Source organism: Micromonospora sp. URMC 106, from assembly GCF_051386395.1.
Taxonomy (GTDB): Bacteria; Actinomycetota; Actinomycetes; order Mycobacteriales; family Micromonosporaceae; genus Micromonospora.
Genome location: NZ_JBPQTP010000067.1, coordinates 1 through 20645, shown reverse-complemented (window position 1 = coordinate 20645; position 20645 = coordinate 1). Strand labels below are relative to the sequence as shown.

Genomic DNA, 20645 nt, shown 5'->3' with positions numbered 1-20645 from the left:
GTCAGGCCGTCCGGACCCAGACCGTCACGTCGGTGGGCACGGCGCCGTTCTCGTCCAGCGGGGCACTGGCGTGCACCAGCTCGCCGCCGGCGGGCAGCGGCACGGCCGCGGCGCCGAAGTTGGTCAGCACCGTCAGCCCGCCGTTGCGGAACGAGAGCACCTCGTCCCCGGTGGCGAGCCACTGCAACGTGCCCGCGCCGAGGCCGTGCTCGCGGCGCAGCCGCAGCGCCGTCCGGTACAGCTCGTACGTCGAGCCGGGCACGTCCCGCTGGCGGTCCAGGGCGCGCTCCGCCCAGACCGGCGGCTGCGGCAACCAGCTCGCGTCGGTCGGCCCGAAGCCGTACGACGGGGCGTCGGCCTCCCACGGGATCGGCACTCGGCAGCCGTCCCGGCCCCGCTCGGTGTGGCCGCTGCGCGCCCAGGTCGGGTCCTGCCGGGCCTCGTCGGGCATCGTGGTGTGCTCCGGCAGGCCCAGTTCCTCGCCCTGGTAGAGGTAGGCCGAGCCGGGCAGCGCGAGCATCAGCAGGGTGGCCGCCCGGGCCCGGCGCAGGCCGAGCGCGGCGTCCGGCTGCGGGTCGCCGATGCCGATGCCGTTGGGCCGCTTGCCGCCCACGGGCAGGCCCAGCCGGGAGGCGTGCCGGACCACGTCGTGGTTGGACAGCACCCAGGTGGTCGGCGCGCCGACCGCGTCGGTGGCCTCCAGCGAGCGGGTGATCACCGCGTACTGGGCGGGCGCGGTCCACGAGGCGAGCAGGTACTCGAAGTTGAACGCCTGGTGCATCTCGTCGGGGCGCACGTACCGCGCCAGCCGCTCGGCCGGCTCGACCCACGCCTCGGCGACCAGGATCCGCTGGCCCGGGTAGCCGTCCAGCAGCCGGCGCCACTCCCGGTAGATGTCGTGTACGCCGTCCTGGTCCCACATCGGCGGGCGGGGCTTGTCGACCTCCCGGCCGGAGAGGATCTCCTGCGGCTCCTGCCAGTCGGCCAGGTCGGCCTGCTTGATCAGGCCGTGCGCCACGTCGACCCGGAAGCCGTCCACCCCCCGGTCCAGCCAGAACCGCAGCACGTCCAGGAACTCCGCGCGGACCTCGGCGTTGTCCCAGTTGAGGTCGGGCTGGCCGGTGTCGAACAGGTGCAGGTACCACTGGCCGGGGCGGCCGTCGGCCTCGGTGACCCTGGTCCACGCCGGCCCGCCGAAGACGCTCTGCCAGTCGTTCGGCGGCTGGGCGCCGTCCGGCCCCCGGCCGTCCCGGAAGACGTACCGGTCGCGCTCCGGGCTGCCCGGGGCGGCGGCGAGCGCCGCGGTGAACCACTTGTGCGCCGACGAGGTGTGGTTGGGCACCAGGTCGACGATCACCCGCAGGCCGCGCGCGTGCGCCTCGGCGATCAGCCGGTCCGCGTCGGCGAGGCTGCCGAAGAGCGGGTCGACGTCGCGGTAGTCGGCCACGTCGTACCCGGCGTCGGCCTGGGGCGACGGGTAGAACGGCGACAGCCAGACCGCGTCGACGCCCAGCTCGACGAGGTGGTCGAGGCGGGCGGTGATGCCGGGCAGGTCGCCGATCCCGTCGCCGTCCGAGTCGGCGAAGGATCGCGGGTAGATCTGGTAGATGACGGCCCTGGTCCACCAACCGGTGGCCGGGTCGGTGGGCGTGTCCTGGTGGGTCGCGTTGCTGTTCAGGGCCTTCTCCCGTGTGTCGAGCCGTGCAATCGGGTGCTGGTGCCGGAAACGTCCGCGGTCCCCGTCAGTGTGCCCGGGGCGGCGCGGTCGATTCACGCACGATCAGGTGAGTGGGCAGGATCACGGGCGTCTCGCGCGTGTCGCCGTCGCGCGCGGCCGGCTGGCGCCGGCCGGGTCCCGCGCCGCCGGCGGTGGGGTCGACGCCGTGGTGGGCGGTGGCGGCGGGCCCCTCCAGCCGCCGGCCGACGAGCGGGTCGAGGAGCATCTGCGCGGCGAGCCGGCCCTGCTCCGCCGCGGGCTGGGCGATCGTGCTCAGCCCGACGACGCGGGCCAGGTCGTGGTCGTCGACGCCGATCACGCTGACGTCCTGCGGCACCCGCAGGCCGGCGTCGCGCAGCGCCGTCATCGCCCCCATCGCCATCTCGTCGCAGGCCGCGAAGATCGCCGTCGGGGGCTCGCCACGCCGGAGCAGCTCCTCGGCGGCCCGCGTGCCGCCGTCGATGGTGAACTGCGACTCCACGTCCAGGGCCGGGTCCGGGTCGAGGCCGGCCTCGCGCAGCGCGTCCCGCCAGCCCCGTCGCCGGTCGAGGTGGGTGGTGAAGGCCAGCTCGTCGTCGGGGTCGCCGGAGATGTGCGCGATCCGGCGGTGGCCCAGGTCGAGCAGGTGCCGGGTGGCGGTCCGGGCGGCGTCCACGTCGTCGATGCGTACGCAGGGCCAGCCCGGGACCACCGTGCCGGAGCTGACGGTCACCCCGGACAGCTCCAGCTTCGCCAGCGCGGTCAGGTCGGCGGGTCGCAGCGGCGTGGCGACCAGCATGATCGCGTCCACCCGTTTGTGCAGGTTGGCGGTGCGCAGCACCCGCTGGCGGGTCTGCTCCCGACCGCCGAGGTTGTGCAGCAGCAGGTCGTAGCCCGACTGGTGGACGAACTCCTCGACGGCCTCCACGACGGTGGCGAAGAACCACCGGGTGAGCCGGGGGACGACGACCGCGATCGTGCCGGTCCGTCCGCCGGCCAGCCGCGAGGCGCTCGGCGAGACGGCGTACTCCAGTTGCTCGGCCGCCGCGAGCACGCGCCGTCGGGTCGCGGCCGAGACCGTCGGGAGCCCGCGCAGCGCCCGGGAGACGGTGGCCGTGGAGACGCCGGCCAGGCGTGCCACATCATCGATCCTCGTCACGGTGGTACCCCCGCTTCGCGCCGGCTCCGCCGCCGCCGGTGACCCGGCGGCGGCGGAGAGGCGTCAGCCCTTGACGCTGCCGGCGAGCAGACCCCGCACGAAGTAGCGCTGCAGGGACAGGAAGACGATCAGCGGTACGACGATCGAGACGAACGCGCCGGCGGTGAGCCGCTGCCACTCGTTGCCCCGGGTGCCGGCCATCTCGGCCAGCCGGACGGTGAGCGGTGCGGTCTCGTTGCCGCCACCGGCGAAGATCAGCGCCACCAGCAGGTCGTTCCAGACCCAGAGGAACTGGAAGATGCCGAACGCGGCCAGCGCCGGGGTGATCAGCGGCAGCACGATGGTGCGGAAGATCTTCGGGTGGGTGGCCCCGTCGACCCGGGCGGCCTCCATCAGGTCCCCCGGGAGCTGCGAGATGAAGTTGTGCAGCAGGAAGACGGCGAACGGCAGCGCGAAGCAGGTGTGCGCGAACCACACCTGCGCGAACTTCTGTTCGTCGACCAGATCCCAGGCCGGCATGACGGTGACCCCGCCGACGGTGACCCCGGTGGAGAAGAACTTCAGCAGCGGTACCAGGGCCATCTGCAGCGGCACGATCTGCAGCGCGAAGATCGCGATGTACATCCAGTCCCGCCCCCGGAAGTTGATCCAGGCCAGCGCGTACGCGGCGAGGGCCGCGAAGGCGAGCGGGAAGAGCACCGACGGGATGGTGATCGCCAGCGAGTTGATGAAGTAGCTGGCGAGCTGTCCGGACGACGAGGAGCGCCCGAACAGCACCTCCTGGTAGTTCTCGAAGGTGAACTGCGGGTCGGTGAAGAAGGTCCACCACCCGCTGCTCTTGATCTGGTCCTCCGGCCGGAACGACGAGATGAACAGGCCGAAGGTCGGAACGGTCCAGAGCACCGCGATGACGATCGACACGAGGGTCGCGGTGCGGCTGTTCAGCCGCTTGCGCACCCGGGCGGCGGTGGTGGACTTGCGGCCGTCGGTCTTCTGGGTGCCGGCGGCGACGGTGGGCGTTGCGGTGGTCATCTCAGCCCTTCCGCTGCTCTCGGAGGTTGCGGATCTGGTAGATCACGATCGGCACCACCAGGATGAACAGGAAGACCGCCAGCGCCGAGCCCTGCCCGTTCTGGCCGTACCGGAACGCCTGGTTGTACATCTCGTTGGCGATCACGCTGGTTTCGTAGTTGCCGTTGGTGGCCGTCCGCACGATGTCGAAGACCTTGAGGGTGGCGATCGACAGCGTCACCACGACCACGATCAGCGCCGGCCGGATGCTCGGCATGGTGATCTGCCAGAACATCTGCCACGGGCTCACCCCGTCGAGACGGGCCGCCTCCACGATGTCGCCGGGGATGGCCTTGATGGCGGCGGAGAGCACCACCATCGCGAAGCCGGCCTGGATCCACACCATGATCACGATCAGCAGGAACGTGTTCAGCGGCGACTCGAGCAGCCACTGCTTCGGTTCGCCGCCGAGGCTGACCACGATCTGGTTGAGCAGGCCGATCTGCTCCTGCCCGTCACCCCGGTACGCGTAGACGAACTTCCAGATAATGCTGGCGCCGACGAAGGAGATCGCCATCGGCAGGAAGATCAGCGACTTGGCGACCGCCTCGAAGCGGGCCTTGTCCACCAGCACCGCGTAGATCAGGCCGAACGAGGTGGCCACCAGCGGGACCAGGAGCACCCAGATCAGCGTGTTGACCAGGACCCGGACGATCGAGTCCTCGGAGAACATCCAACCGTAGTTGCGCAGCCCCACCCAGTCGTTGCTGCCCGCGTCCATGAACGAGAGCATCGTCGTGCGGATGGCCGGCACCACCAGCCCGATGGTGAGCAGCAGCAGCGTCGGCAGCAGGAAGAAGAGCGCGAAGACGCCCTCCCGCGGCTTGCGCCGGCGGGGGAGCGGTGCGCCGCTCGCGGAGGCGGCGACGAGCTGCGCCTCCCGGCGACGGGCGAACCAGGCCGGCACCACGTCGAGGAGCAGGAGCAGACCGCCCACCACCGCGACGAAAGCGATCAGCCCGTACATCAGCATGAGGAACTTCGGCTGTTCCTCCGCGAAGTCGAACTCCATCGACCCTCCCAGGTCTGGATCTGCCGGGGGGCCGGCCCGCACGCGGACCGGCCCCCCGGTTCAGATCACTTCCAGCTGCTCTCGATGCCGCCGAGCACCGTCGCGGTGTCCTTGCCGTTGATCCAGTCGACCATGCCCTTCCAGAACGTCCCCGCGCCGACGGTGGCCGGCATCAGGTCGGAACCGTCGAAGCGGAAGACCGTGCTCTTGTCCTGGAGGATCTGGACGGAGAGCTTGTCGATCGGGTTGGCGACGTTGGCCAGGTCGAGCTTGTTGTTCGCCGACACCCAGTCGCCGATCTTGGCGCGGCTGTTGGCGTACTCGCCGGAGGCCAGGTAGGTCTGCACCGCCTGGACCTCGGGACGGTCGGCGAAGGCCGCGACGAACTCGCCGCCGCCCAGCACCGGCTTGCCCTTGGCCGCGTCGATGGCCGGGAAGTAGAAGGCGAAGACGTCGCCGTCCTCGGCCACCTTGGTGCCCTGCGGCCACTGGTTCGCGTAGAAGGACGCCTGCCGGTGCAGGGCGCACTTGCCGGTGGTGATCGGCACGCCGGCCTCCTGGAAGGAGGTGGTGGCGATGCTCTTCACGCCGCCGAAGCCGGCGTTGACGTACTTCTCGTTCTTGAGAATGGTGCCGGCCTTGTCGACGGCCTCGACGACCTTCGGGTCGTTGAACTTGATGCCGTGGGTGGTCCACTGGTCGTAGACCTCGGGGGTCTGCGTGCGCAGCATCAGGTCTTCGATCCAGTCGGTGGCCGGCCAGCCGGTGGCGTCACCGGACTCGATGCCGACGCACCACGGCTTGGTGCCGCTCGCCGCGATCTTGTCGCTCAGGGAGATCAGCTCGTCCCAGGTGGTCGGGACGGTCCAGCCCTTCTCCTTGAAGGTCTTCGGCGAGTACCACACGAACGACTTCACGTTCGAGCCGAGCGGGGCGCCGTAGAACTGCCCGTTGACGGTGCTGTACTTCAGCCAGTCGGCCGGATAGTTCTCCTCGGCCGTCTTCTTCGTCTCGGCGCCGGCCGGCTTGAGCTTGCCCGAGTCGGCGAAGCGCTTGAGCAGGCCGGGCTGCGGGATGAACGCGAGGTCGGGGGCGTTGCCGCCGTCGACGCGGACACCGAGCTGGGCCTCGAACTCGCCGCTGCCCTCGTGGTCGATCTCGATGCCGGTGCAGTTTTCGAACTGCTTCCAGGACTCCTCCAGCCGGTCGGCCTCGATGTCCCGGATCGACGAGTAGATCGTGACCTTCTTGCCGTCGTTGTCGCCGTACTTCTCGTATGCGGCGCACTCCGCGGAGCCCGCGGTGTCACTCTTCTTGTCGTCGCCGGTGCCGCAAGCGGTGGCGCTGAGCGCCAGCCCCAGTACGCCGGCGATCGCGAGAGCCTGGCGTGATCTGGCAAACGCCATGCCGTTCTCCTTCCTTGCCGGCGCGTGGGGGATGTCGAACCCGCGCCGGTCCGATGGGCGTCTCCACATGTAAGCGCTTGCATCCGGCCCGGTCCACCCCTGACCGGACACGACCGAGTAACAATCCGGAAACCCTGTCGTTGCCGCGTGGGCGCGCTCCCATTAGGGGTGCCGGCATCTTTTCAGGGGTGGCGATTTCTGTCACGCTGGGGGTAGCCATAGAAAGATTTCAACATGGGAGGTTATGGATGCGTAAGCGATGGCTCAGCCTGCTGGCGACGGGTCTGCTGGCGGTGGGCGTGCTGCTCCCGGCGGCCCCGGCGATGGCCGCTCCGACGTTCAAGGTGCCGTTCCCCTGCGGGCAGTCCTGGTCCGGCCAGACGCGCACCGGCCACAGCCCGGCGTACGCGGTGGACTTCAACCGCACCGACGACCTCGGCGACCCGGTGGTGGCCAGCGCCCCGGGCACCGTGGACCGGGTCACTGACCTGGGCGGGACCAGCTACGGCAAGTACGTCCGGATCAACCACGGCAACGGGTACAGCACCTACTACGCCCACCTCAACGGCTTCAACGTCTCCGTGGGCCAGACCGTCGGATACGGCAAGGTGATCGGCTGGGTCGGCAGCACCGGCGGCTCCACCGGCCCGCACCTGCACTACGAGCAGCGGCTCAACGGCAGCGACATCCAGGTCCGCTTCAACGGCGCGCTCGCCCTGTACTGGGGGACGAAGACGTACACCAGTGACAACGGCTGCGGCGGCGGCGGTGCCGGCTCCGGCACGGTCGACACCAGCGGGACCCCGCTGACCGTGCGCTCCGGCCCCGGCACCGGCTACGCGGCGGTCGGCACCGTCGCGGACGGCACCCGGGTGACCATCCAGTGCCAGACCAGCGGCACCACCGTCACCGGCACCTACGGCACCAGCTCGATCTGGGACCGGATCGGCAGCGGCCGCTTCATCGCCGACGCCTACGTCTACACCGGCCACGACGGCTACATCCCCAACGTGCCCCGCTGCTGAGCACGCGCCGGGGCCCCGGCGGTGTTGCCGGGACCCCGGCAACACGCTGGGACCCCGGCAACACGCTGGGACCCCGGCAACACGCTGGGACCCCGGCAACACGCTGGGACCCCGGCAACCCGCCGGGGTCCCGGCACCGTCGGAGCGGTCGTTCGGCGGGCGGGCGCGGGAAGCGCACGCGGAACGCTGTCGAGCTGATGTCGTAGACGATTCAGGCACCCGGCGATGCGGGCACCCGACGATGCGGGCGTCCGGCGATGCGGGCGTCCGGCGATGCGGGCGTCCGGCGATGCGGGCATGCGGGCATGCGGCGATGCGGGCGTCCGGCGACGGGGGCACCCAGTCTGATGTCGCAAACGACTCAGCTCGACAGCGTCGTGCCGGCCCTGCCCACCGCCACCGAAACCGGAAGCACCGCCTTCTGCCGGCGGACCGGCTCACCGGCCACGCCCGGCCGGCGCGGCCGGTGTGGCCTCCGTGGCGTCGTGGCCTCCGTGGCCGGCGCGGCCGGTGTGGGCCTCCGCGGGGTCAGCTGTTGAGGCGCCAGATGGCGAAGTTCAGCGCGGCGGCGAACGTGACCCACGCCCAGTAGGGCAGCATCAGCAGCGTCGCCGGGCGGGACACCTCCCAGAAGAGGAAGACCGTCACCCCGATCGCCACCCACATCGTCAGGATCTCGGCGAACGCCAGGCCGTACCGGCCGGCGCCGAAGAAGAGCGGCGTCCAGACCGCGTTGAGGACCAACTGCGCGATCCAGGACCAGAGGGCCGGGCCGAAGCCGACCCGCCGCCAGACCAGCCAGCCGGCCACCGCGATCATCGCGTAGAGCGCCGTCCAGACCGGCCCGAAGAGCCAGGACGGAGGGGCCCAGGAGGGCTGTTCGAGGCTCGCGTACTCGGCCGAGGTGCCGCGTACGCCGAGGCCGCCGATCGCCGCCGCGACGAAGACCGCCGCCCCGAAGCCGAGCAGGGCCCACCACCGCCGCGCGCCGGCCGTCCGCTCGCGCCGAGATGTCTCCATGTCGAGATGTCTCCGTTCGGGCGCCGGCTAAACCTCACGGCGTCCGGACAGCACGGCGCCGGGGTCGTCGCGTCCGGATCCTCCTGTCGGGAGGACGGAGTTTCCGGTCGCGACGACCCCGGCGGGTCCCGGTCGGCGGCGTCTAGCCGCCACGTCAACTGAAGATGCTCACACCACCCGGCCCGACCAGCAGGCCCACCACGATGAGGACGACGCCCCACAGGATCTGCCGGCGGAACAGCGCGAGAATGCCGGCGACCACGAGTACGACTGCGAGAATCCAGAGAATCAGCTCCATGGTTGCTGAGTACCCGAGCCGCCGACGCGGGAAACCTCCGGTTGATCGAGGCCGTCGCCCAGGTGGAAGATGCTGTACGCCTGCTTGATCACGGGGTGGGCGACGTTGCGGACGCGTACCCCGCCGGGTGTGGTGCCCCGCTCGGTGCCGGCGTGCGCGTGCCCGTGCAGCGCCAGCGCGGTCGGCGCCGAGTCGATCGCCTGACCGAGCTGGTACGACCCCAGGAAGGGGTAGATCTCCAGCGGCTCGCCGGCGAGCGTGTCCGGCACCGGGGAGTAGTGGGTGAGCGCCACCAGCACGTCGCAGTCCAGCCCCCGCAGCGCCGCGCCCAGCGCGTCCGCGCTCTGGGTGGTGGTCCGGACGAACGCCTTCATCTCCGGCTCCCCGAAGTCGCTGGCGCAACGCCCGGCGAACCCGCCGCCGAACCCCTTGACGCCGGCGACGCCCAGCCGTCCGCCGGCGCACTCCAGCACGACGCCGTCGCCCTCCAGGACCCTGATCCCGGCGTCCTCGAGCACCTTGACCACCTGCGGCACCTGGTCGCACTGGTGGTCGTGGTTGCCGAGCACGGTCACCACCGGCACGCCCAGCCCACCGAACTCGGTGGCCACGCACCGGGCCTCCGACTCGGTCCCGTGCCGGGTCAGGTCCCCGGCGAGGAGCAGTACGTCGGCGTGCTCGGGCAGCTCCTCCAGCGCCGGCCGGAACCGGCCGACCACGTCCTCGTCCAGATGCACGTCACCCACGGCGGCGATCCGGATCACCATGGAACCTCCTCAGGGCAGTTGCTCGATCTCCGTGGGCGCCTGCGCGCGGATCACCCCGATGTCGCTGGTGATCGGCACGTCCGGGAAGCGGTCGGCCACCCGCCGCAGGATCTCCTCCCGCCGGTGCGGGCTCTCCACCTCGCCGTAGAGCACGAGGCCGCGTTCCCGGCGGACCACGGTGATGCCCTGCTCGGCCACGTCCGGGTCCTCGGTGAGCAGCCGGTGGATCTCCGCCTCGACGTACTCGTCGGGCGGCCCCGTGGCGACGTCGCGGTGCTCGGTCACGGTTTTCCCTCTTCCTCCGGGGTGCCGGAGTGCGGCACCACTTCCAGCCGGTCCAGCAGCACCAGGAACGCCTCGGCGTACGGCGAGTGCTGCGTCTCCTTGCGTACCCGTTCCCAGTCGATCTGCTCCCGCAGCGAGCGGGCCAGGGGCAGGCCCCGGGCGAAGTCGCAGTAGTGCTGCGAGAAGCTGAGCAGCTTGTGCACCATCAACTGGGTCGCCGAGAGCACCGGCATGTGGATCGCGTCGACCGGCCGGACCACCGTGTCGGCGAACGTCTCCTCGGTCACCGGCGTCTCGATGGGCCGGTGGATGAGGTCGACCATCCGCCCGTCGTCGAAGACCTTCACCAGCCAGTCCTCGGGCGGACGCTCGGCCGTGAACCCCGCCGCGACCAGGGCCTCCAGGGCACGCTCCACGTCGACCTCCCGGATGAGGAAGTCGACGTCGTGCTCGCTGGAGTGGCCGCCGTGGGCGTACACGGCGAAGCTGCCGCCGAGCGCGAAGGGAATCTCTTCCTGCTTGAGCACGGCGGCGACCTTCTTCAGCGTGTGCACCAGGCTCTCGTCCCCGCGCTCGGCCATTGGCATCTCCCGTCGTCGACTGGTGGGCGGCTGATCCAACTCCGGTACCCGGCATCGTGGCGGGCCACACCTGGCACGCGACGCGGGTGGGGTCAACCGGGAGGAGCCGGCACAAAACTCCGGAGACGCGAGCGCGGGTCGGATAGCCTGGGCAAGGTGTCCAGATCAACGGAGGCACGGCGCGGCAGGGCCCGATTGCGCGCCGTCGCCCTGATCGGCATCGACGGCTCGGGCAAGACCACTCAGGCGCACCGGCTCGCCGACGCGCTCACCGCGGCGGGCCACCCCGCCACCTACCACCGCAACGCCGGCGGGCGGCGCTGGCTCGGGCGCGTCGCGCACCGCCTCGGCCGCCCGGACGCCCAGCGCCTCCTGGGGCGCAGCGGTCTGCTGGCCGTGGAGTCCGTACTGCGCTGGCTCGCCATCGCCGCCGCGCTGCTCGGTCGCCTGGCGACCGGCCGGATCGCGGTCATGGACCGCTACTCCGCCTGCCAGTACGCGAGCATCCGGGCGCACGGGGGCCGGCGCTGGGAGCGGCTCGCCCGGGTGGGCTACCGGCTCTTCCCGCGGCCGCAGGTGACCTTCCTGCTGGCCGTCGACCCTGCCGAGGCGTACCGCCGGATCGAGCAGCGGGGCACCGACCACGAGAGTATGGAGTACCTGACCGCCGCCGACGCCGCGTACCGGTCCCTCCCGGAATACCCGACCTTCGTCGTGGTCGACGCCGGGCGTCCGCCGGAGGAGGTGTCCCGGCAGATCAGGTCCCACCTGGCCGGGTGGCTCGCCGCCGAAGACCGGCGCGACGGCCGGTCCCGCGTCGTGGCCGCCCCCGGGGTGGTGGTGGCTCCGGGAGTGGAGCCGGTCACGGCCGTCCGGCTGACCGCCTGACCGGGCCCGGCGCGTCAGGCGCGGCCGTAGACCGGGATGCTCGCGCCACTGGTCGGCGCCGACTCGTCCGAGGCGAGGAAGCGGACCACCGGCGCGATGTCGGCCGGCGTGACCCAGCGCGAGTGGTCGGCGGTGGGCTGGGCCGCGCGGTTCGCCGGGGTGTCGATGACGCTCGGCAGGACCGTGTTGCAGCGCACCCCGGCCGCCCGGTACTCCACCGCCACCGCGTTGGCGAAGGCGAGCACCGCCGCCTTGGCGGTCACGTAGCCCGCGGCGCCGGGGAAGGGGGCGACGGCCGCGCGGGAGGACACGCAGACCACCGCGCCGCCGCCGGCCGCGACCAGTCGCGGCAGCGCCGCCCGGGTGACCAGCCAGGTGGGCCGCAGGTTGAGCGTCAGCATCCGGTCGAACTCCTCGACCGGGGTCTCGTGCACCAGCCCGCCGCCGGCGTACCCGCCGACGAGGTTGACCACCGCCCGCAGCGGCGCCGACGGATCCTCGGCTGCCGCCGCGACCGCCCGCTCCGCGCCGGCCGGGTCGGTGAGGTCCGCGACCAGCCGGACCGGTCCGCCCGCTTCCGGCTCCGTCGAGGGCGACCCTTCCCGCCCGGGTACGACCACCCGCCAGCCCGCGTCGAGGAAGGCGGCGGTGACCGCCCCGCCCAGCCCGCCCGTTCCTCCGGTGACCAGCACACTGCGATCCGCCATGCGTCATACGCTAGTTGCCCGGGCGGCCCGGCCGGGGTGGCGGGGCGTCGCGGAAGGCGGGAAGCTGGCATGGTCTGTCCGGGGCACTGGCCGGCGCCGGAAACCGTCCGGCACGGCCGAGCCGCCCTCCCGGGGGAGGCGACCGCGCCGGGGGAGTGGCACGCTGTGCAGATCCGGGATCCGGCGGGCGGTGTTTTATCCAACACGTGGAGTCATGGTTGACGCTCACGGCTCATGAAAGTAAGTTTCATCCGTGGCGAAGAGTCCGAAGATTTCTGCGAGTCACGAGCCGGGTGGACTGATCGTCCACATCAGCGGCCTGCTCCCGTCGTTGTCGCCGGCCGAGCAGCGGGTCGCCCGGCTGGTCGTCGCCGACCCGGCCGACGCCGCGCGTCGGACAATCACCGACCTCGCCACCGCCGCCGAGACATCCGAGGCGACCGTCATCCGGTTCTGCCGGTCGGTCGGCATGGACGGCTACCCGCAACTGCGGATCCGGCTCGCCGCCGAGGCCGCCCGCCGGATCGAGCCACCGGACGCCCGGGTCGTCGGCGGCGACATCCCGCCCGGCGCCGACCTCGCCCAGATCATCGCGACCATCGCCTTCAACGACGCGCGCGCCGTCGAGGAGACGGCCGAGCAGCTCGATCCGGCGATCTGCGAGCAGGTCGTCGAGGCCATCGCGGGCGCCGGCCGGATCGACGTATACGGCGCCGGCGCGAGCGGCTTCGTCGCCTCGGACTTCCAGCAGAAGCTGCACCGCATCGGCCGCACCGCCTTCTACTTCCCGGACGTGCACACCGCGCTGACGTCGGCCGCGCTGCTCGGTCGGGGTGACGTCGCGGTCGGCATCTCGCACACCGGCACGACCTCGGACGTCATCGAGGTGCTGGAGCAGGCCCGGGCCCGGGGCGCGGCCACGGTGGCGCTGACCAACTTCCCCCGCTCGCCGATCACCGAGGTGGCCGACTTCGTGCTCACCACGGCGGCCCGCGAGACCACCTACCGCTCCGGCGCGATGGCGAGCCGGCTGGCCCAGCTCACCGTGGTCGACTGCCTCTTCGTGGGGGTGGCCGCGCGCAACCGGTCGCGGGCCAGGAAGGCACTCGAGGCGACCGCCGAGGCGGTCCAGTCGCACCGGGTCGGCTCGGGACGGAGGCGGGCATGACGACCGGCGCGGTGGAACCCCACGACGTGACGGCTCCGGTTTCGGCCCGGCCGGTGATCCGGGTCGGCGCCCCGACGGAGCGGCGCAACCCGCACAGCGTCGACCTCGACCTGATGTCGACCCGGGACGTCCTCGAGGTGATCAACGAGGCGGACCGGCGGGTGCCCGGCGCGGTCGCGGACGTCCTGGACGAGATCGCCGCGACGGTGGACCTGGCGGTGGCCGCGCTGCGTGCCGGTCACCGGGTGCACTACTTCGGCGCCGGCACGTCCGGCCGGCTCGGCGTGCTCGACGCCGCCGAGCTCGCGCCCACCTTCAACTCCCCCCGGCACTGGTTCTGCGCGCACATCGCCGGCGGGCCGGAGGCCATGTGGCGGGCCGTCGAGGACGCGGAGGACGACGACCGGGGCGGCGCGGCCGAGGCCGCCGAGTGCGTACGGGCCGGCGACCTCGTGGTCGGGCTCGCCGCGAGCGGGCGCACGCCGTACGTCCTGGGGGCGCTCGCCGCGTCCCGGGCCAAGGGGGCCTCGACGGTGCTGCTCTGCGCCAACCCGGAGGCGGAGGCCGCCCGGTCGGTGGACGTCTTCATCGGGGTGGACACGGGGCCCGAGGTCGTCACCGGGTCGACCCGGATGAAGGCGGGCACCGCGCAGAAGCTGGTACTCAACACGTTCTCGACGGCCGTGATGGTCCGACTGGGTCGGGTCTACTCGAACCTCATGATCGACATGGTGGCCACGAACGCGAAGCTCCGGGGCCGGATGATCTCGATCCTGATGGAGGCCACCGGCTGCTCGGAGGAGATCTGCCGGCGAGCCCTCGCCGAGGCCGACGGCGACATGAAGGCCGCGCTCGTCTCGCTCGTCTCCGGGGCGGAGGTGTCGGCCGCGCGGGCCGCCCTCGCCCGCTCCGCCGACCAGGTCCGCGGCGCCCTGGCCCTCCTGGCCTCCTGACCCCGGCGCCCGCCCGCACCCACCGGCTCACCCCTCGTCCCCGGTCCGTCACCCGCATCACCCGCACCCGGTCTTCGCCGTCCCTGCGAGCCCGGTCACGTGCCGGGCATAGATCCGGGGCGCGGATTGTTCACCTGGGCGTGGGGTATTACCACGGGCGTGGATGAACCGACCGGTCCACCGGCGCGTATCCGGCAGTGACCGAGATCGCAGCGCGGCGGTGAGCCGGGTCGCTGTGTCACCGGGGCGGGCGGTGTTGCCATAAACCGGGGGGCGGCGACGCGTCGATCTGCCGACCGTTCGTGGTGCCCACCGGGGAGCAGCCACACGGGGTGCTGACAGCAAACATGGACCGTGCTCTCAGCGGATTATCAGGCATTCGTGACACTTTCGACTCACGACATGGAATCCCCAACGCGTCTCATCTGTTGTGTAGGTCAGCACCGGGCGGGCACAGCGGAAGTTACGGGGGAGGGCTGATGGACGTGGGGATGGCAAGGAACCGGGCAACCGGCGCGAGCGAGGGGACCGTGGGCAACGTGGACAAGAACATCGGCATGCGAACCGACGAGGTTGCCGAGGAGCGCGACCTGGTCGGCGTCTACCTTCACGAGATCTCCCGGACGCCACTGCTGGACGCCGCCAAGGAGGTCGATCTCTCCAAGGCCATCGAGGCCGGCCTCTACGCCGAGCACCTGCTCGGCGAGGACCGCGTCCCCGCCGGTGTCGACCGGGAGGATCTGGAGCGGCTGGTCGCCGAGGGTGAGCGGGCCAAGGACCTGTTCATCCGGGCCAACCTGCGGCTGGTCGTCTCGATCGCCCGCCGCTACGTGCGGTCGGGCATGCCCATGCTGGACCTGATCCAGGAGGGCAACACCGGCCTGGTGCGGGCCGTCGAGAAGTTCGACTACGAGCGCGGCTACAAGTTCTCCACCTACGCGACGTGGTGGATCCGCCAGGCCATCAGCCGGGCGATCGCCCAGCAGGAGCGCACCGTGCGCCTGCCGGTGCACCTGGTCGAGGACGTCAACCGGATGCGCAACGTGGCCCGGCAGCTCACCCGCGAGCTGGGCAGTGACCCGGAGCCGGAGCAGATCGCGGCGGCCCTCGGGGTCACCGTCGAGCGGGTCAACGAGCTGGTCCGCTGGTCGCAGGACACCGTGTCGCTGGACACTCCGGTCGGCGACGACGGCGACACCAACCTCGGCGACCTGGTCGCCGACAGCGACGCCCCGTCGCCGGAGGAGATCGTCCTCACCGGCCTGGAGCGGCAGCGGATCGAGGGCCTGCTCAACCACCTCGACGACCGGTCGGCCGGCATCATGCGGGCCCGCTACGGGCTGGAGGACGGCCGTGAGCACTCCCTCACCGAGGTGGCCTCGCGGTTCTCGCTCTCCCGGGAGCGGATCCGGCAGCTGGAGATCCAGGCGCTCGGCCGGCTCCGCGAGCTGGCCCGGGCCGAGGGGCTGCAGGCAGCCTGAGCCGGTAGGAAACACGGCGAACGGCCGGCGTCCGATAGGGGACGCCGGCCGTTCGCCGTATCCGGGTGCGGTCAGCGCACCCGCCCGTAGCCCTGGATGGGCATCAGGTTCATGCCCCGCTTGAGCACGTTGCGCCCGGCGCTCGGCGCGTCGATGACCTGGCCGCCGCCGACGTAGAGGCCGACGTGCCCGAGGCCGCTGTAGAAGACGAGGTCGCCGGGGCGAAGCTCGGCACGGCTGATGTGCGCGACCGCGCCCCACTGCATCCGGGTGTTGTGCGGCAGCGACTTGCCGGCCGCCCGCCACGCCGCCGAGGTCAGGCCCGAGCAGTCGTAGCCGTTCGGACCGTCGGCGCCCCAGACGTACGGCTTGCCGAGCGCGCCGTAGGCGTACCGGACGGCGACGCCGGCCCGACCGGAGATCGCGGGCGCGTCGTCCGCGCTGTCGGGCCGGGCGGCGGGCTTCTCGGTGGCCCGGCCGTACGCCTGGCGGCGCAGCTCGTAGAGCTCGGCCAGGTCGCCCTCGATCCGCTTCTTCGCGGCGTTCAGCTCGCGGGCCTGGGCGGCCTGCCGGCTCAGCGTGACGTCCAGCCGGGTCTTCTCGTCGAGCAGCCGGCGCTGGTTGCCGGTGAAGTTCGCGATCGTCTCCTGGCGCTGCCGGGTGAGCTGGTCGAGCATGCCGAGGCGGTCCAGCAGGGTCTCCGACCCGCCGGGGCGCAGCAGCGCGTCGACGGTGGTGAGGTTGCTGCCGGTCTTGTACGCGGTCACCGCCAACTGGCCGACGTCCGCCCGGCTCCGCTCGGTTTCCTCCTCCAGCGGACCGATCCGGTCCTGGACGCGGGCCACGGCGGCCTTGTTCGTCTTGATCTCCTCCCGGAGCTTGTTGTACGCCTCGACGACGTGCTCCAGCTCGGTGGAGGACTTCTCGATCCGCCGGGTCAGCTCGGCGGGGGACGGTTCGGCCCGGACCGGCACCGCGGGCGCGACCAACGTGGCCGACACCGCGGCGACCAACAGGGCGCGCAGCGTGTTCCTGAGGGACGACAAGAGCGGAAGGCTCCTCTCCCATCGGTCGCCGCGGGGCTGCTGACGCCCCCGGCGACACCGGGCCGGTGCTGTCCGGGTGGACGGCGGTCGACCGGCCGGCCCGGACAACGTAACCCGTGGCGGGAGTGACCCGCAGTTGAAGCAGGGGCGAATGTTGGCAAAGTGGCGGGAAGTGTCGATCAAGGCGTGACCGTGTGTGCCGCCGCCGCAGCAGCCTGCGCTGATTGTCGTCGATCGGACGTTCCGTGGCTTTCGTCGTTCTCGACGCATGCCGGCGGAGGGGGGTCCGCCATGACCGACAAGACGGACATGGCGGTCCGTACCCGGCGGCGACACCGCCCGGCCGGCCGAGGAGGGGGCGCAAACCGGCGTAGCGGCTGGCACGTGCGCCACACAATGAGGCGCGGAGCCGGGAATCCCGTCGATCGGCATTGAGGCGAGCCCGACGGGAGCCGATCCCGGCACACCAGCCGCGGGAGGTGCAGCCGTGAATCCTCAGGGCACCACGACACGACAGACGCGGTCACCGGGGGCGACCGCCGGGAAGAACACGCTGCTCTACGCCCGACCCGGGATCATCGTGACGGTCGACCGGTTCACCGTCGGACGCAACAGTTGGCCGGTGCGGGAGCTGACCCACCTGGAGACCACCCGCGGGCCGCACGACCGGGTCGCCGTCCGCGCCGTCGTGGTCACCGGCGCGATGCTCGGCGGCGTCGGGCTGCTGCTCGGCTTCACCGGCGGGCTGCAACGGCTCACCGCCGGGGCGTACCTCATCCTGGGCGCCGTGTTCCTGCTGCCGGTGCTGGTCGCTGTGGTGGGGGACCGGTGGCGACCGCCGGCGTACGAGCTGTGGGGCCGGCGCCGGGGCGAGCAGGTGCTCCTGTTCAGCAGCGACGACGAACGGCAGTTCGGCCAGGTCACCCGGGCCCTGCGCCGGGCCCGGGAGATGAACCGGTACGGCGGCTGGACGGACCCGCTCGCCTCGGCCGACCCGTGGCGGCCGAACCGGTAGCGGGCTCAGCCGGCGACCGGCTCCGGGGTGCGCTCGGCCCGCCCGGCGGTCACCCAGTTGCTGACCCGGCGCTCGGCGTAGAAGGAGACGAACGGCACCGTGCCGGCCAGCATGACCAGGACCATCCGCTTCAGCGGCCAGCCGGCCCGGCGGGACAGGTCGAACGCGGCCACCAGGTAGAGCATGTAGAGGAAGCCGTGCGCCTGGCCCACGGTCTCCACCATGATCGGATTGTCGAAGCCGTACTTCATCGGCATGCCGATCACGACCAGCAGGATCAGCGCCACGCCGACGATCCAGGCGATCACGCGGTACCGGGTCAGGGCTGCGCCCACCGTCGTCCGTCCTTCCACGCCCGGCCTCAGCCGGGGTAGTCACCGGGCTTGGCGCCCGGGTTGTCGTTCAACCATTGCAGGTAGCGGTTGTAGGCGGCCAGGTCGGCGTCCTCACCGCCGTGGGCCGCCGCGGGCACGCGGGCGACCCGCACGGGTCGGCGTACGACCGGACGCGTCGGGGCGTCGGCGGCCCGCGTCCCGGCGGCGGTCGGCTCCCGCTCGGCGGGTGCCTCCGGGCCGCGCAGCGCGTGCCGGACCTCGCGCCACCAGACGAACACCACGAAGCCCGCGAAGATCGGCCACTCGACCGCGTAGCCCCAGCTGATCGCGTTGCCGGCGGCGGCCCGGCTGACCTGCCACCAGCCCAGCCCCAGGAAGCCGACGACCAGCACGACCATGGCCACGTGGCGCGCGATCCACGCCGGGGTCCAGAGCCGCTTCATGGCATCGAGAGTACCGGGGCGACCCGGGGTCTCCGACGCGGTGTCGTAGTCGGGCGGGTTGGTTTGGTGCCACCCCGTGTGGGCAACCGTGTAGACGCCAGCCCAAAACGACCAGGGGGGCGATGATGACCGGATCGATACAGCAGGACGAGTTCGGCAGCCCGGAGCAGCGCATGCCCGAGTGGGACGGTGACCACGTCCACGACATGGCCTCCAGCGAGGCGGACGGCGACGGCGAGCTGCTCGGCGTCGACCCCGCCGAGCTGGGCGACGAGGACCTGATCCGCGAGATGCACAGCCTGCACCGCACGCGGCTGGACACCTTGCGGCACGCGGCGGACTCGGCGCTCGCCCACCACCTGCGCCGCACCGCGGAACTGGAGACCGAGTACCTCGCCCGGAACCCCGGGCGCGAGGTCGACCCGAGCCGGCTCCGGGACGCCTGATGGCGCACGCCGAGCGCGGGATGTCCGCGCCCCCGGAGGTGGTGTTCAGCACCGCCACCGACCCCGACCGGGCGTCGGCCTGGCTGCCCCAGCCGCTGCGCGCGGACGGCAGCCCGGCGGAGGAGATCAGCGCGGAGGAGCTGCGGGCGCGGTGGAGCGCCGCCGGGGACTGGTCCGCCGAGATCCGGGTCGAGCCCGCCCAGGCGGGCGGGGCCCGGACCCGGCTCGACCTCACCGGCGGGGCGGACGCCGACCGGCTGGCCGACGAGGCCCTGGCCAGCCTCGCCCGCGAGGTGGCCGACAACCTGCAGGCCGGCTGAGCCGGGCCGCACGACCCGAGGAATCGAGGAGACCGGGTGACCGACGTGAAGGGGAAGGTGGCGCGGTTACGCCGGGCCTACGCGCCGCACGAGCACCGGCCGCTCGGCGGCTACCTGGTGTCGATGAGCAGCTATGCCGCGGTGACCGCGGCGCTCGCCGGGCTGGTGAGGGCGACCGGCCGGCAGGTGCCCGAGCGGCCCGCCACGGCGGACGTGGTGCTGCTCGGCATCGCGACCCACAAGCTCAGCCGGCTGCTCGCCAAGGACGCGGTGACCAGCCCGCTGCGTGCCCCGTTCACCCGCTACGACCGGCCCATCGGCAGCGGCGAGGTGATGGAGCAGGTCCGCGACCAGGGCAGCAGCACCCGGCACGCGATCGGGGAGCTGCTGAGCTGCCCGTTCTGCCTCGCCGTCTGGGTGGCCACGGGGTTCACCGGCGGGCTGGTGCTCGCCCCCCGCCTGACCCGGCTGGTCGCCACCGGGCTCACGGCCGTGGCCGCCTCGGACTTCCTCCAGTTGGCGTACGCGGTGGCGCAGCGCGCCGCCGAGGGCGGCGGGCGCGACGACGAGGACTGAGGACGCGACGACACCACGAAGGGGGCCGGCGGTGTGCCGGCCCCCTTCGTCGCGTCCGCCCGACCGGTCAGGTCGGGGTTGTGCCGTGGTCCTCGCCGGCCCACCCCCGGGACGCCTCCGGCTCCCGCTCGTCGTCGTCCGCGCCGGTGATGATCTCCCGGTCCACGGCGGTACGGTCGTGCTCGTTGGCGAAGTCGGGCTCCGGCAGGGTGTCCGTGTCCTCGGGGGGTTGACCGAGCGCCGGCAGCTTGTCGTGCTGCTCCTCGTGGTGGGACATGTCGCTCTCCTCACTCCTCGTCGGCCGCCCGGCGCCGGGAGGCTGCCGGCCCGCGGTGAGTGCCCCGGGCCGGTCGTGCGGGGCCGCCGGGGGCCGTCAGGTGACCGATCCGCCGAGCAGGTCGGCCGCCTCGTCGACCGCGTACTCGCCCTCGGGCAGCGCGGCGATCCGGGTGAGGAGCTGCGCGGGCAGTTCCGCGGCGACGGCCCGGCGGTAGATGTCCGCCTGGCTGATCCGCTCCTGGCCGTGGTAGAGGTCCTCGAGCAGGTCGTCGAGGCGCCGGGTGTCCGGCTTGTCGGTCGCGGGCGCCTCGGTCACGGGTGCGTCGTCGGTCACGTCGGGTCAGCTACCCGCGACCGAATCGGTCAAACGTCACCATGCCGCCGACCTCGCCGACGCCGCCGGGCCGCGCCCGCGCCGGGCCGCCTCCCCCGGGACGCTCCCCGCGTGCCCGCCGCAGGCTGTGACGGCGGTCACGGGCGGGGCCGGAACACCGGGGGCGAGTGGTCCGTTGAGTGAGGTGTCGGTGTGTCCAGTGTCCCCGGGCCTCACCCACATAGCCTTCGCGGAATACCGTCCGGCTGGAGCCGCGTCGCGCCACTCGCCGAGAGGCGACCTGCACACCGACACCAGCGCCGCCCCGCGGGTCAGGCGGGGGCGGGGGCTGTCT

Annotated in this window: 25 protein-coding genes; 9 read left to right on the top strand and 16 right to left on the bottom strand. The window is 72.3% G+C overall.

The window, feature by feature from the left end; all coding sequences use genetic code 11:
* Position 1: 1 nt before the first annotated feature.
* The 5 genes from ACSNOB_RS20315 to ACSNOB_RS20295 form a co-directional block, all read right to left on the bottom strand.
* Positions 2–1678: a glycoside hydrolase family 13 protein gene (locus ACSNOB_RS20315; protein WP_436688095.1), complete on the bottom strand. Its 1677-nt coding sequence runs from the start codon at positions 1676–1678 to the stop codon at positions 2–4.
* Positions 1679–1742: 64 nt separating this feature from the next.
* Positions 1743–2855 (bottom strand): LacI family DNA-binding transcriptional regulator, encoded by a 1113-nt coding sequence (locus ACSNOB_RS20310; RefSeq protein WP_436688083.1) that lies wholly within the window; start codon positions 2853–2855, stop codon positions 1743–1745.
* 63 nt (positions 2856–2918) lie between these two features.
* Positions 2919–3887 (bottom strand): carbohydrate ABC transporter permease, encoded by a 969-nt coding sequence (locus tag ACSNOB_RS20305; protein ID WP_436688082.1) that lies wholly within the window; start codon positions 3885–3887, stop codon positions 2919–2921.
* A gap of 1 nt (position 3888) precedes the next feature.
* Positions 3889–4938, bottom strand: coding sequence for a carbohydrate ABC transporter permease (locus ACSNOB_RS20300; RefSeq protein WP_436688081.1), 1050 nt, complete (start codon positions 4936–4938; stop codon positions 3889–3891).
* A gap of 65 nt (positions 4939–5003) precedes the next feature.
* The gene (locus ACSNOB_RS20295) at positions 5004–6344 is read right to left on the bottom strand and encodes an ABC transporter substrate-binding protein (protein WP_436688080.1); all 1341 of its coding nucleotides are present in this window, start codon (positions 6342–6344) and stop codon (positions 5004–5006) included.
* Between the two features lie 248 nt (positions 6345–6592).
* Here ACSNOB_RS20295 and ACSNOB_RS20290 point away from each other — a divergent pair, with 248 nt between their 5' ends.
* Entirely contained in the window at positions 6593–7369 is a 777-nt protein-coding gene (locus ACSNOB_RS20290; RefSeq protein WP_436688079.1) for a peptidoglycan DD-metalloendopeptidase family protein, read from the top strand.
* Positions 7370–7897: 528 nt separating this feature from the next.
* Here the strand turns inward: ACSNOB_RS20290 and ACSNOB_RS20285 are convergent.
* The 5 genes from ACSNOB_RS20285 to ACSNOB_RS20265 all read right to left on the bottom strand — a co-directional run bounded on the left by ACSNOB_RS20285 (position 7898) and on the right by ACSNOB_RS20265 (position 10320).
* Positions 7898–8389, bottom strand: coding sequence for a TspO/MBR family protein (locus ACSNOB_RS20285; RefSeq protein WP_436688078.1), 492 nt, complete (start codon positions 8387–8389; stop codon positions 7898–7900).
* A 154-nt stretch (positions 8390–8543) separates the two neighbouring features.
* Positions 8544–8687, bottom strand: coding sequence for a GPGG-motif small membrane protein (locus ACSNOB_RS20280; protein ID WP_167179460.1), 144 nt, complete (start codon positions 8685–8687; stop codon positions 8544–8546).
* Positions 8678–9454: a metallophosphoesterase family protein gene (locus ACSNOB_RS20275; RefSeq protein ID WP_393110397.1), complete on the bottom strand. Its 777-nt coding sequence runs from the start codon at positions 9452–9454 to the stop codon at positions 8678–8680. Before ACSNOB_RS20275 ends, ACSNOB_RS20280 begins: the two co-directional genes overlap by 10 nt.
* Positions 9455–9463: 9 nt before the next feature.
* Positions 9464–9739 (bottom strand): hypothetical protein, encoded by a 276-nt coding sequence (locus ACSNOB_RS20270; protein WP_393110399.1) that lies wholly within the window; start codon positions 9737–9739, stop codon positions 9464–9466.
* Entirely contained in the window at positions 9736–10320 is a 585-nt protein-coding gene (locus ACSNOB_RS20265; RefSeq protein ID WP_393110401.1) for a nucleotidyltransferase, read from the bottom strand. Before ACSNOB_RS20265 ends, ACSNOB_RS20270 begins: the two co-directional genes overlap by 4 nt.
* A 156-nt stretch (positions 10321–10476) precedes the next feature.
* Between ACSNOB_RS20265 and ACSNOB_RS20260 the strand changes: the two genes are divergently transcribed.
* Positions 10477–11208 (top strand): dTMP kinase, encoded by a 732-nt coding sequence (locus tag ACSNOB_RS20260; RefSeq protein ID WP_436688077.1) that lies wholly within the window; start codon positions 10477–10479, stop codon positions 11206–11208.
* A 14-nt stretch (positions 11209–11222) separates the two neighbouring features.
* Here the strand turns inward: ACSNOB_RS20260 and ACSNOB_RS20255 are convergent, their stop codons facing one another.
* Positions 11223–11915 (bottom strand): SDR family NAD(P)-dependent oxidoreductase, encoded by a 693-nt coding sequence (locus ACSNOB_RS20255; protein ID WP_436688076.1) that lies wholly within the window; start codon positions 11913–11915, stop codon positions 11223–11225.
* A 253-nt stretch (positions 11916–12168) separates the two neighbouring features.
* On the opposite strand from ACSNOB_RS20255, the gene ACSNOB_RS20250 reads away from it, so the two are divergent.
* From ACSNOB_RS20250 to ACSNOB_RS20240, 3 genes are all read left to right on the top strand, one after another.
* Positions 12169–13083: a MurR/RpiR family transcriptional regulator gene (locus ACSNOB_RS20250; RefSeq protein WP_436688075.1), complete on the top strand. Its 915-nt coding sequence runs from the start codon at positions 12169–12171 to the stop codon at positions 13081–13083.
* Positions 13080–14036, top strand: coding sequence for an N-acetylmuramic acid 6-phosphate etherase (murQ, locus tag ACSNOB_RS20245; RefSeq protein WP_436688074.1), 957 nt, complete (start codon positions 13080–13082; stop codon positions 14034–14036). The genes ACSNOB_RS20250 and murQ overlap by 4 nt, the downstream gene beginning before the upstream one ends.
* A 491-nt stretch (positions 14037–14527) precedes the next feature.
* A complete protein-coding gene (locus ACSNOB_RS20240) occupies positions 14528–15517 on the top strand; it encodes a sigma-70 family RNA polymerase sigma factor (RefSeq protein WP_176737563.1) in 990 nt (329 codons plus the stop codon).
* Between the two features lie 71 nt (positions 15518–15588).
* Here the strand turns inward: ACSNOB_RS20240 and ACSNOB_RS20235 are convergent, their stop codons facing one another.
* Positions 15589–16563, bottom strand: a complete 975-nt coding sequence (locus tag ACSNOB_RS20235; protein WP_436688073.1) for an NlpC/P60 family protein — start codon at positions 16561–16563, stop codon at positions 15589–15591.
* Positions 16564–17050: 487 nt separating this feature from the next.
* Here ACSNOB_RS20235 and ACSNOB_RS20230 point away from each other — a divergent pair, with 487 nt between their 5' ends.
* Positions 17051–17578 carry a DUF6232 family protein gene (locus tag ACSNOB_RS20230; protein WP_436688072.1) on the top strand — a complete coding sequence of 176 codons (528 nt, stop codon included), beginning with the start codon at positions 17051–17053 and terminating at the stop codon, positions 17576–17578.
* A 5-nt stretch (positions 17579–17583) separates the two neighbouring features.
* On the opposite strand, the gene ACSNOB_RS20225 is transcribed toward ACSNOB_RS20230, so the two are convergent.
* A complete protein-coding gene (locus ACSNOB_RS20225; RefSeq protein WP_436688071.1) occupies positions 17584–17913 on the bottom strand; it encodes a DUF3817 domain-containing protein in 330 nt (109 codons plus the stop codon).
* Between the two features lie 26 nt (positions 17914–17939).
* Entirely contained in the window at positions 17940–18356 is a 417-nt protein-coding gene (locus ACSNOB_RS20220; RefSeq protein ID WP_436688070.1) for a hypothetical protein, read from the bottom strand.
* 122 nt (positions 18357–18478) lie between these two features.
* Here ACSNOB_RS20220 and ACSNOB_RS20215 point away from each other — a divergent pair, with 122 nt between their 5' ends.
* Genes ACSNOB_RS20215 through ACSNOB_RS20205 form a run of 3 tightly spaced genes read left to right on the top strand, consistent with a single transcriptional unit; the run spans position 18479 to position 19698 of the window.
* On the top strand, positions 18479–18802 hold the full coding sequence (locus tag ACSNOB_RS20215) for a DUF6158 family protein (RefSeq protein ID WP_436688069.1): 324 nt from the start codon (positions 18479–18481) through the stop codon (positions 18800–18802).
* Positions 18802–19122: a hypothetical protein gene (locus ACSNOB_RS20210; RefSeq protein WP_393110418.1), complete on the top strand. Its 321-nt coding sequence runs from the start codon at positions 18802–18804 to the stop codon at positions 19120–19122. The genes ACSNOB_RS20215 and ACSNOB_RS20210 overlap by 1 nt, the downstream gene beginning before the upstream one ends.
* A 36-nt stretch (positions 19123–19158) precedes the next feature.
* A complete protein-coding gene (locus ACSNOB_RS20205; RefSeq protein ID WP_436688068.1) occupies positions 19159–19698 on the top strand; it encodes a DUF1360 domain-containing protein in 540 nt (179 codons plus the stop codon).
* A gap of 67 nt (positions 19699–19765) precedes the next feature.
* Here ACSNOB_RS20205 and ACSNOB_RS20200 read toward each other — a convergent pair whose 3' ends face one another.
* Together ACSNOB_RS20200 and ACSNOB_RS20195 are read right to left on the bottom strand one after the other, a co-directional pair.
* Positions 19766–19975: a hypothetical protein gene (locus ACSNOB_RS20200; protein WP_436688067.1), complete on the bottom strand. Its 210-nt coding sequence runs from the start codon at positions 19973–19975 to the stop codon at positions 19766–19768.
* A gap of 96 nt (positions 19976–20071) precedes the next feature.
* A complete protein-coding gene (locus ACSNOB_RS20195; RefSeq protein ID WP_436688066.1) occupies positions 20072–20311 on the bottom strand; it encodes a hypothetical protein in 240 nt (79 codons plus the stop codon).
* Positions 20312–20645 lie beyond the last annotated feature (334 nt).